The organism is Streptantibioticus silvisoli, assembly GCF_027947535.2.
GTDB classification, from domain to species: Bacteria; Actinomycetota; Actinomycetes; order Streptomycetales; family Streptomycetaceae; genus Streptantibioticus_C; species Streptantibioticus_C silvisoli.
This window is the reverse complement of sequence record NZ_JAAGKO020000077.1, coordinates 17,623-28,704: the sequence shown is the minus strand read 5'-3', so window position 1 is coordinate 28,704 and position 11,082 is coordinate 17,623. Positions and strand designations below refer to the sequence as shown.

General features: G+C 73.7%; 8 protein-coding genes. 5 read left to right on the top strand and 3 right to left on the bottom strand.

Translation table 11 applies throughout. The annotated features are described in order from the left end of the window. Positions 1-76 precede the first annotated feature (76 nt). Positions 77-1,483: an amidase gene (locus tag POF43_RS31605; RefSeq protein WP_372516173.1), complete on the bottom strand. Its 1,407-nt coding sequence runs from the start codon at positions 1,481-1,483 to the stop codon at positions 77-79. Between the two features lie 81 nt (positions 1,484-1,564). Continuing rightward, positions 1,565-2,542, bottom strand: coding sequence for a D-2-hydroxyacid dehydrogenase (locus POF43_RS31600; RefSeq protein ID WP_271326008.1), 978 nt, complete (start codon positions 2,540-2,542; stop codon positions 1,565-1,567). 297 nt (positions 2,543-2,839) lie between these two features. Between POF43_RS31600 and POF43_RS31595 the strand changes: the two genes are divergently transcribed. The 5 genes from POF43_RS31595 to POF43_RS31575 all read left to right on the top strand — a co-directional run bounded on the left by POF43_RS31595 (position 2,840) and on the right by POF43_RS31575 (position 8,894). Next, entirely contained in the window at positions 2,840-3,727 is an 888-nt protein-coding gene (locus POF43_RS31595) for a maleate cis-trans isomerase family protein (protein ID WP_271325576.1), read from the top strand. Between the two features lie 159 nt (positions 3,728-3,886). Then, positions 3,887-4,645, top strand: coding sequence for a maleate cis-trans isomerase family protein (locus POF43_RS31590; protein WP_271325577.1), 759 nt, complete (start codon positions 3,887-3,889; stop codon positions 4,643-4,645). A gap of 12 nt (positions 4,646-4,657) precedes the next feature. After that, entirely contained in the window at positions 4,658-5,569 is a 912-nt protein-coding gene (locus tag POF43_RS31585) for a GntR family transcriptional regulator (protein WP_271325578.1), read from the top strand. A 258-nt stretch (positions 5,570-5,827) separates the two neighbouring features. Beyond that, positions 5,828-6,928: an LLM class flavin-dependent oxidoreductase gene (locus POF43_RS31580; protein WP_271324240.1), complete on the top strand. Its 1,101-nt coding sequence runs from the start codon at positions 5,828-5,830 to the stop codon at positions 6,926-6,928. Positions 6,929-7,154: 226 nt separating this feature from the next. Then, positions 7,155-8,894, top strand: coding sequence for a glycosyl hydrolase family 18 protein (locus tag POF43_RS31575; protein ID WP_271324239.1), 1,740 nt, complete (start codon positions 7,155-7,157; stop codon positions 8,892-8,894). A gap of 64 nt (positions 8,895-8,958) precedes the next feature. Here the strand turns inward: POF43_RS31575 and POF43_RS31570 are convergent, their stop codons facing one another. Continuing rightward, entirely contained in the window at positions 8,959-10,797 is a 1,839-nt protein-coding gene (locus tag POF43_RS31570; protein ID WP_271324238.1) for a putative bifunctional diguanylate cyclase/phosphodiesterase, read from the bottom strand. Positions 10,798-11,082: the final 285 nt, after the last annotated feature.

Below are 11,082 nucleotides of genomic sequence, written 5' to 3'. Positions count from 1 at the left end.
GTGCGATCATCGCACCGGCCGCCGGCCCTCGCGGTCTCCCCGAGCGGTCCCCGTCGACCCCGTCACCCCGACCCCGTCACCCCAGCGCCGGTGCCGGAACGCTCCCCGGCACCCCCGACGTGTAGAGCGCCTGCGCCGCCCGCAGCACCAGGTCGTCGCGGTGCCGGGCCGCGACCAGCTGGACGCCGTACGGCAGCCCGTCGGCGTCCGTGCCGCACGGCACCGACGCGGCGGGCTGCTGGGTGAGGTTGAACGGGTAGGTGAACGGCGTCCACGACGTCCAGCGCTCACCGGCCGCCCCGGACGGCGTCTCGCGCCCGGCGGCGAAGGCGGTCAGCGGCAGGGTCGGGGTCACCAGCAGGTCGTACGTCTCGTGGAAGGCGCCCATCACCCGGCCCAGCGCCATCCGCACGTCGACCGCCGCCAGGTACTCCAGGGCGCTGTGGGCGGCCCCCTCGGCGCAGATCTCCCGCAGACCCGGGTCCAGCGCGTCCACCGCCCCGGCGGGCAGCTGCTCGACCACCCGGGCGGCCCCGGCGAACCACAGCACGTGGAACGCCCGGACCGGGTCGGACACCGGCGGGTCGGCCTCCTCGACCAGCGCGCCGCGCTCCGCCAGCGCCTCCACCGCCCGCCGGACCCCGGCCGCCACCGCCGGGTCCACCCGCACCGCGCCGCCGAAGTCCGGACTGTAGGCCACCCGCAGCCCCGCCACGCCGTCGTCCAGGCCGTCCTGGAACGAACCGGCCGGCGGAGCCAGCGCCGACCAGTCGCGGGCGTCCGGGCCGCTGATCACGTCCATCATCAGCGCCGCGTCCGCCGCGTCCCGGGTCATCGGCCCCACGTGCGCCAGGGTGCCGAACGCGGACGCCGGGTACAGCGGCACCCGCCCGTAGGTCGGCTTCAGCGCGAAGATCCCGCAGAACGCCGCCGGGATGCGCACCGAGCCGCCGCCGTCGGTGCCCAGGCTCAGCGGCCCGGCGCCCAGCGCCACCGCGGCCGCGCTGCCGCCGGAGGAGCCGCCCGACGTCCGTGAGGTGTCGTACGGGTTGCGGGTCACCCCGTAGACCGGCGCGTCGGTGACGCCTTTCCAGCCGAATTCCGGGGTCGTCGTCTTGCCGGTGAGGACCGCGCCGGACTCGCGCAGCCGGGCCACCGCCGGGGCGTCCTCCGGCCAGGGGCCGGCCGGGTCCACCGCCTTCGACCCGCGCAGCGTCGGGCCGCCGCGCATCAGCAGGATGTCCTTGACCGACACCGGCACGCCGTCCACCGGCCCGGCCGGCTCCCCGCGCGCCCACCGGTCCCGGGAGGCCGCCGCCTGTTCCAGCGCCTGTTCCCCGTCGATCCGGCAGAACGCGTTGACCGCGCCGTTCACCGCCTCGATCCGGTCCAGCACCGAGCGGACCGCGTCCACCGGGGTGAACGCCCCGCCGCGGTAGCCGGCGATCAGGTCCCGCGCGCTGAGTTCGTACAGGTCGGTCATGGGCCGTCGGACCTCCGGGAGCAGGGGAAACGGGGGGAAGCCGGGAAAGGGGGGAGCCGGGACAGGGGGCAACGGGCGCGGTCAGCCGACGGGGACGTAGCCCAGCCGTTTGTCGACCACGTTGAGCAGCGGGCGGCCGGCCGACCAGCGCTCGAAGTTGTCCAGGAACTGTTCGGCCAGCGCGTCGCGCCAGCCGAAGGTGTCGGCGCTCATGTGCGGGGAGACCAGCAGGCCGGGCACGTCCCACAGCGGGTCGTCGGCGGCCAGCGGCTCGGACTCGAAGACGTCCAGCGCGGCGCCCGCGATCCGGCCGGCCGTCAGCGCCTCCACCAGGTCGGCGGTGACCACCAGCGGGCCCCGGCCGACGTTGACGAACCGCGCCGAGGACTTCATCCGGCCGAAGGCGGCCGCGTCGAACATCCCCCGGGTGCTGTCGGTCAGCGGTGCCGCGCACACCACCCAGTCCGCGCCCGGCAGCAGCCCGGACAGCGCGTCCGCGGCGTGCACCCGGCCGAAGTCGGGGTCGCCGTCGCGCCCGGTGCGGCCGACCAGCTCCACACCGACCCCGAGCGCGGCCAGCGTCACCCCGCAGGCCCGCCCGATCGGCCCGGAGCCGACCACCACCGCCCGCGAGCCGGCCACCCGCATGGTCTCGCGGTGCCGCCAGTCGTGGCGCTGTTGCAGCCGCCAGGTGCCGGGGAAGTCCTTGGCCATCGCCAGCACCCAGCCCGCCACGTACTCGGCGATGGGCTGTTCGAAGACGCCGCGGGCGTTGGTCAGCACGCTGGGGGAGTCCACCAGGCCGGGGAAGATCAGCCGGTCCACGCCGGCGCTCGCGGTGTGCACCCAGGCCGGTACCGGCGCGTCCCCGGCCGGCCAGGCGTCCCGTACCGCGTCGGATGTGAAATCCCACACCAGCAGGACGTCCGCGCCGGGCAGTTCTTCGGCCAGTGAGGCGGCGCCCGGCGGGCCCGCGTGCACCACCTCGACCCGGGGGGAGAGGCGTTCGAGCTGTCGCGGAAGCCCGTCGCCGAGTACGAGAAGTGTTCGAAGAGTCATACGCGTGAAACCGCCCCGAAAAATCGGCCTGCTCTGGTGGGGGACACAGAATCCGTTGCGCGGGATTGACCACGCTATGGAGACGTCTCTACCGTTGTCAACAATCCGCGTGTCCACACCGCAACCCTTGCTGCACACTGGTTACACCGCATCTTCACATCTTCATCCGGGTCCGGCGACCTCCGCCGCCGGCCCCGCCCCCGCACCTCCCGGCACCTCCCGCACCCCCGCACCTCCCGCACTCCCGCACCTCCGCCCTGGTTCCCCCGTCCTGATCCGTCCGTTAGGGGCCCCACGTTGGACATCAGCTTTCTCGGCGGTCCACTCCCGCAGCGCGGCGTCGGCGTCGTCGCGCCCTTCGACTTCGCGCTGGACCGTGAACTGTGGCGGTGGGTTCCGGACCACATCTCCCTGTTCCTGACCCGCACCCCGTTCATCCCGGTCGAGGTCAGTCTCGACATGGCCCGGCTGGTCAGCGAGCACGAGACGCTGCGGGACGGCGTCATGGCACTGCACGCGGTGCGCCCCGAGACGTACGCCTACGCCTGCACCTCCGGCAGCTTCGTCGGCGGCACCGCCGGGGAGCGGTCGATGTGCGCGGCGATGAGCGGGTCGGCCGGCGGCACCCCGGCGGTGACCACCTCCGGGGCGCTGCTGGCCGCGCTGGCCGAGATCGGCGCCCGGCGGATCGCGGTGGTCACCCCGTACACCAAGTCGGTCACCGACTCGCTGGAGGACTACCTCGGCGAGGCGGGGATCGCGGTGACCGGCCGGGCCTACCTGGGGCTGACCCGGGAGATCTGGCGGGTGCCGTACCGCGATGTCGTGGACATGGCCCGGGAGGCGGCGGTGGGCGACGCGGACGCGCTCTTCATCAGCTGCACCAACCTGCCCACCTACGACGTCATACCCCAGCTGGAGGCCGAGCTGCGGCTGCCGGTGCTGTCGGCCAACCAGGTCACCATGTGGTCGGCGCTGCGGGCCATCGGCGTACCGGCCGTCGGCCCCTACCAGGCGCTGCTCGACCCGGCCGCCCGCTCCGGCGCCTCCCCGGTGCGGATGCCCCGGCAGTCCGGCCCGCCGCTGCCCGAAGTCGCCATGGCCGGGCAGCCGTTGGGCGAACCGGAGCTGTTCGGCGAGGTCATCGAGGGCCTGGAGCCGCCCGAGGACCCGCTGGCCAACTGACCCGGCGGCCGGGCCACCGCGCCGCGCGGCTGTAGGACTGTCGACAATCCGCGGATCGGGCCTATGCTCGGCACGGGACCCGCCGTGCGCGGCGGGCCCCGGGGCGCCCGCGCGACGCCCGCCAGGGGGACGGAACGACGACCCGCAAGGGAGGCCGCGATGCCCACGCACGCCGAAGCCGAGGAAACCGTACCCGCGGTCGGTTTCCTCTACCCCGGCTACTCGGCGGAGGACGACTACCCGCTGCTGGAACGCAAGCTGGCCGAGGGCGGCCCGGCGGTCCGGCTGCCGCTGGTGCACACCGACATCGGCGAGGACGCCCACCGGGTCGACGCGCTGCTGGAGATGGGCTCGGCGGCCCGACTGGCCGACGGGGCACGGCAGTTGGCCGGCCACGGCGCCAGCGGGGTGATCTGGGCCTGCACCAGCGCCAGCTTCGTCTTCGGCTGGCACGGCGCCGGTGAGCAGATCGTGGAGCTGTCCAAGGTGGCCGGGCTGCCGGCCTCCTCGACGTCGTTCGCCTTCGCGCACGCCGTCCAGGCGCTCGGCGCCCACCGGGTGGCCATCGCCGCCACCTACCCCGAGGACGTCGCCCAGCACTTCACCGCCTTCCTGAAGGAGGCCGGCACCGAGGTGGTCAGCACCCGCGGCAGCGGCATCATCACCGCCGCCGAGGTCGGCACCTGGGGCCGCGAGGAGGTGCTGGCGATGGCCGCCGCCGGCGACCACCCGGACGCCGACGCGGTCCTGCTGCCCGACACCGCGCTGCACACCGCCGCCTGGCTGCCCGACCTGGAGTCCGCGCTCGGCAAACCGGTGCTCACCGCCAACCAGGTCACCGTCTGGGAGGGCCTGCGGCTGATCGGGGCCGACCCGGCCCGGCCCGGTCTCGGTACCCTCTTCGCCAGACAACTCTGAGGAGCGACACAGATGTCCGGTGACGGTGCGCCGATACTCGCCCCGGTCAAGCGGGAGCCCGCCGCGATCGTCATCGCCCGGCGGCTGACCGAAGCGGTGATGGACGGCACGCTGCCACCGGGCCGCCAGCTCGGCGAGGTCGAGCTGGCGGCCCAGTTGGGCGTCAGCCGCGGGCCGCTGCGCGAGGCCATGCAGCGCCTGGTGCAGCAGGGCATCCTGCGCAGCGAACCGCACCGCGGCGTCTTCGTGGTCGACCTCACCCCCGAGGACGTCACCGACATCTACCTCGCCCGCACCGCGGTGGAGTCCGCCGCGTGCCGGATCGTCATACGCCGGCACCCGCAGCGCACCGCCGACCGGCTGGCCGCCGCCTGCGCGGCGATGGCGGCCGCCGCGGACCTGGGCGACCCCGGGGCGCTGGCCGCCGCCGACATGGAACTGCACCACATCCTGATCGCCGAGTCCGGCAGCCGCCGGCTGGGCCGGATGGCCGACACCCTGTTCGTCGAGACCCGCATGTGCCTGTCGGCGCTGACCGTGACCTACCACGACCCGGTCGACCTGGTCGCCGAGCACACCGCCATCATCGACGCCCTGCGCGCCGCCGACGAGGACCTGCTCATCGAACTGCTCGACGCCCACATGCGCGACGCCCTCGCCCGCCTGCTCCCGCCGGACGCCGCCGCCGTGGCGGACGCCGCCGCGGTGCCGGACGCCGCCGCGTTGCCGGACGCCGCCGCGGTGCCGGAGACCGTCTCGGTGCCGGATACCGTCCCGGTGCCGGACGCGCCCGCCGCAGCCGCCCCGCCGGCCGTCGTGGTCCCGCCGGCCGTCATCGTCCCGCCGGCCGCTGTCGTGCGCGCCGCGGTCGCGGCGGAGGCACCGCCCGCCGTACTGCCCGGCCCGGCGCCCCAGCCCGCCTGACGCGGCCCGCCGCACCCCGCTCCCGCGCCGGCCCGGAAGTCCGCCGTGCCCCGCTCCCCCCGCCGTGCCCCGCTCCCCCCGGAGGGACCGGCTCCCCCCGGAGGGGTCGGTGCGGCCGGTCGACGGGGCCTTTCCGCGGCGGCGCGGGGCCCCCGGGCGGGAATAAAGCGGAGGCATGCTCCGGCTGTGCGTGGCGAGACGCGTGCGGGACGAGCCGCCCCGGGACGCGTACCGGAAACGCAGCAGGAGGTAGACCCGGTGACGGAGGAGATCCGCGGAACGGCGCACGGCAGCGCGCCGGTGCCGCTGTCGGTGCTGGACCTGGTGAGCGTCGGCAAGGGAGTGACGGCCACCGAGGCGCTGCGCACCGGTGTGCGGCTGGCCCGGCTCGCCGAGGCCCGCGGGTTCGGGCGGTACTGGGTGGCCGAACACCACTCGATGCCCGGCGTGGCCAGTTCCTCGCCGGCCGTCATCCTCGCCCACGTCGCCGCGCACACCGAGACCGTCCGGCTCGGTTCCGGCGGCGTCATGCTGCCCAACCACGCCCCGCTGGTGATCGCCGAGCAGTTCGGCACCCTGGAGGCGCTGGCCCCCGGCCGGGTGGACATCGGCCTCGGGCGGGCGCCGGGCACCGACGGCGCCACCGCGGCCGCGCTGCGCCGCAGCGACCGGCTGCACGAGGGCGCCGACGAGTTCCCGCGCCAGCTGGCCGAACTCGTGCGGTTCCTCGACGACGACTTCCCCGAGGGCCACCCCTACGCCGGCATCCACGCGGTGCCCGGTCCGGTGCAGGGGTCGGCGGAGGGCGGGGTGCAGTCGGCGCACCGGCCGCCGGTGTGGCTGCTGGGCTCCAGCGGCTTCAGCGCGCGGCTCGCCGGTGAGCTGGGGCTGCCGTTCGCCTTCGCCCACCACTTCTCCGCCCGCAACACCGTCCCGGCGCTCCAGCTGTACCGCGACAGCTTCCGGCCGTCGGCGGTGCTGGACCGGCCGTACGCGCTGATCGGGGTGCAGGCGGTGGCGGCCGACGACGAGCGGGAGGCCCGCCGCCAGGTGCTCACCGGCGCGCTGTCGATGCTGCGGCTGCGCACCGGCCGGCCGGGCCTGGTGCCGACCCCGCAGGAGGCCGAGGCGTACCCGTTCACCCGGCCGGAGCGGGAGTTCCTCGACTCCTGGCTGGCCGACGTCGAGCACGGCACCCCGGACGTGGTGGCCGAGCGGCTGAACGCGCTGGTGAAGCGGACCGGCGCGGACGAGCTGATGCTGACGGCGAACGTGCACACCCCGGCCGCCCGGTTGCGGTCCTACGAGCTGATCGCCGACGCCTACGGGCTGCCCGGCGGGTCCGCGGCGGGGCGCTGACCGCACCGGCCGCCGACATCGCGGTCCACCCCGCCGGGTCCCCGTCCAGCTGCGACGCGGGCCCGGCGGCGCCAAAGTGGTCTAGTCCAACAATAGTCCAGACCATTGACGCGTTCATGGCACACAGGTATTCCATAGACAACCGCCCGCCCCCGCCTGGAGGTTGTCCGAAGTGCGCCTGCCTCGTCCCGGCCTCAGCAAGGCCAGCAGATCCCTCGTCGCCGCAGTGTCAATCGTCGCCCTCGGGGCGGCCGGCCTGACCGCGCTCGGCCTCGCCACCCCGGCCGACGCCTCGTCCCACGCCGCGGCCGCCGCGGCCGCCGCCCCGGCCGCCAACACCACCGGCGCCGCCGCCACCAGCGGCGGCCTGAAGGTGGCCTACTACGACCAGTGGTCGATCTACCAGAACGCCTTCTACCCCAAGAACGTCAACAGCGAAGGCATGGCCGGCAAGCTCGACTACCTGATCTACGACTTCGAGAACATCGACCCCACCAACCTGACCTGTATGGAGTCGACCAAGGCCAGCGACCCCGACCCGGCCGGCGAGAACGACCCCAACGCCGGTGACGGCGCCGGGGACGCGTTCGCCGACTACCAGAAGTCGTTCGGCTCCGACATCAGCGTGGACGGCACCGCGGACGTCTACAACCAGCCGATCGCCGGCAACTTCCACCAGCTCCAGGAGCTGAAGGCGGCCAACCCGCACCTGAAGGTGCTGCTGTCGATCGGTGGCTGGACGTACTCGAAGTACTTCTCCGACGTCGCGGCCACCGACGCCTCGCGCAAGAAGTTCGTCTCCTCCTGCGTGGACATGTTCATCAAGGGCAACCTGCCCTCGCAGGCGGGCTACGGCGGCGACGGAACGGCCAAGGGCATCTTCGACGGCTTCGACATCGACTGGGAGTACCCGGGCGGCGGCGGTCACCTCGGCAACCACTCCAGCAGCGCCGACAAGCAGAACTACACCGCGCTGCTGGCCGAGTTCCGCAGCGAGCTCGACACCCAGGGCGCCGCGGACGGCAAGACCTACGCGCTGTCCGCCGCGCTGCCGGCCGGCCAGGACAAGATCGCCGACGTCGAGACCGACAAGATCGGCCAGTACCTCACCTTCGGCGACCCGATGACGTACGACATGCACGGCGGCAGCTTCGAGCCGACCGGGCCGACCAACCACGCGGCGCCGCTGTACGACAACCCGAGCGACCCCATGCAGCCGGTGGCGCCGGGCACCGAGAAGTACTCCACCGACGAGACGATCAAGGCGTACACCGTCGGCGACCCGCAGTACGGCATCCCGGGCGGCTTCCCGGCGAGCAAGCTGAACATCGGCATCCCGTTCTACTACCGCGGCTGGACCGGCGTGGCGGCCGGCAGCGACCACGGCCTGTTCCAGCCGGCCACCGGCCCGGCGCCCGGCGCGACCGACTCCGGCAACGTGGACGGCATCCGGATGTACAAGGAGCTGTCCGGCGTCGTCGACAACCCCGCCGACACCTTCTGGGACTCCCAGGCCGACGCCGCCTACTTCTACGACGGCACCAACTTCTGGTCCGGCGAGGACGCCCAGTCGCTCCAGACCAAGGCCGACTACGCGCACTGCAACGGCCTCGGCGGCACGATGATGTTCTCGCTGTACGACCTGGACTCGGCGGCCACCTTGTTCAACGACGCCGTCAGCGACACCAACGGCTCGGCCGGCACCTGCCCGGCCCCGCCGTCCGGCGGCGGATCGGGCGGCACCACCGGCGGCGGCACGGGCGGCAGCACCACCGGTGGCAGCACCGGCGGCACCACCCCGCCGCCCACCACCTGCTCCGAGCCCGCGTACAGCGCCACCGCGGTCTACGTCAACGGTGACGAGGTCTCCTACAACGGCCACAACTGGCAGGCCAAGTGGTGGACCCAGGGCGAGGCCCCCTCCACCGGTGGCTCCGGCGTCTGGACCGACGAGGGCGCCTGCTGAACGGATCCTCCCGAAGCGACGCCCGGCGAACCCCGTTCGCCGGGCGTTCGCCGTGCCGGAGCCGTCAACTGCCGCCCAGCATCGCCTTGATGTGCTCCGCGGCGACCGGGCGGGAGTAGAACCAGCCCTGGCCGGTGTCGCAGCCGATGCCGCGCAGGCGTTCGGCCTGCTCGGCGCTCTCGACGCATTCGGCGGTGACGGTCAGGCCCAGCCGGTGGGCGAGGTCGACCAGCGCCTCGACGATGGTCTCGTCGGCGGGGTTGGGGTGTTCGCGGGAGCGGAAGCCGTGCACGAACGAGCCGTCGAGCTTGAGGGCGGCCACCGGCAGCCGGCTGAGGTAGGCCAGGTTGGAGTAGCCGGTGCCGAAGTCGTCGATGACGATGCGCACGCCCATCTCGCTGAGCGCGTGCAGCGCCTGCAGCGGCCGGCCGGCCGATCCCATCACCGCCGACTCGGTCAGCTCCAACTGGAGCAGGTCCGGCGGCAGTCCGGTCTCGGCGAGGATCGCGGCGACGTCGCCCACCAGGTCGGAGTCCCATACCTGGCGCACCGCCACGTTGACGCTGACGAACAGCGGCCGGTCGGGGTGGTCCTGCTGCCAGGTGCGCGCCTGCCGGCAGGACTCGGCGAGGATCCACCGGCCCAACTGGACGATGGAGCCGTCCTCTTCGGCCAGCCCGACGAACCGGTTCGGCGCCAGCCGCCCGAACTGCGGGTGCTCCCAGCGCACCAGCGCCTCCACCCCGCGCAGCATGCCGCTGTCCAGCGCCACCAGCGGCTGGTACTCCAGCACGAACTCCCGCCGCTCCACCGCCTGTCGCAGCGTGCTGGACAGCGCCTGGCGGGTCATCCGGTGCGCGTTGCGCTCGGGGTCGAACAGCGTCCAGCGGCCCTTGCCGTCGGCCTTGGCCCAGTACAGCGTGGTGTCGGCGGCCTGCATCAGGCCGGTCGGCGAGGTGCCGGCGGCCGGCCGTTCCACCACGCCGATGCTGGCCGAGACCGTTAGCCGGTGTCCTTCGATGTCGAACGGCCGTTGCAGCGCGGCCAGTACGGCGTCGGCCAGCGCGGTGACCTGCTCGGTGTCCTGCGACTCCTCCACCAGCAGCGCGAACTCGTCGCCGCCCAGCCTGGCCGCCAGGTGGCCGCCGTCCTCCACGCAGGTCAGCAGCCGCCCGGCCACCGCCGCGAGCAGCCGGTCGCCGATGCCGTGGCCGAGGGTGTCGTTGATCGCCTTGAAGCCGTCCAGGTCCAGGTAGCAGATGCCCAGCCGGGAGCCGCCGGGGGAGCGCAGCGCCGCCTCCAGGCGCTCGAAGAACAGCGTCCGGTTGGGCAGCAGGGTGACCGGGTCGTGTATCTCCAAGTGCCGCAGCCGTGCGGCGAGTTCACGGTGTTCGCTGACGTCCTCCACCGACAGCAGCGCCGCCGTGCCGTTGCCGGCCGGCGCGCGCTGCCCGCGTACCGCGTCGAAGGTGACCTCCGCCCACAGCGGCCGGCCGTCCGGGTGCTTGAGCCGGCAGGTGGACCGCAGCCGGTCCCGCCCGCCGCGCAGCACGTCCCGGAACGCGTCCCGCACCCCCTCGTCGCCGTCCAGCGCCACCACGTCGGCGGCCCGCCGGTCGGCCAGCCGTCCCGGCGCGGTGCCCAGCAGCGACCCCAGCGCCTGGTTGGCCGCCAGCAGCCGTCCCTCGCGGTCCACCAGCGCCATCGCGGTCCGGGCCACGGTGAACGCGGCGTGGTAGTCGCGCAGCTCGGCGGCCGAGCGGTCGCCCGGGGCGGTGCCGCCCGGGGACGCGTTCGGCGCCGGAGTGGAGGTCGGATTGTCACACTCTGTGACATTTGACGGTCGGCCAGCGGGCTCGCCGCCTCGGCCGACCGAAGGTCCGCCGTCAGCTTTCTCCCGCATCGCAGTCGTCTCGCACAGGTAGTCGGGGAACTTCGGGGAGGGGATCGGGGAGCCGCCCGAGGCGGGATTCCCACGGGGAAATGTGCCGATCATAGAACTCCGCGGGCGCCCTGAGCCACCGCCACCCCAGTGATTCGGTAGTGATTCTCCGCGCGAAGAAGCACGTATGGGGCGTGATGTCATGATTCTTGCCGCTGTTGTGCGGATCTGCTCCTATCTGCCCATATCTGAGCGCCCATGATCAACAGTTACCGAGCGTGATATTGACGCGGTGACTCGGGCGGA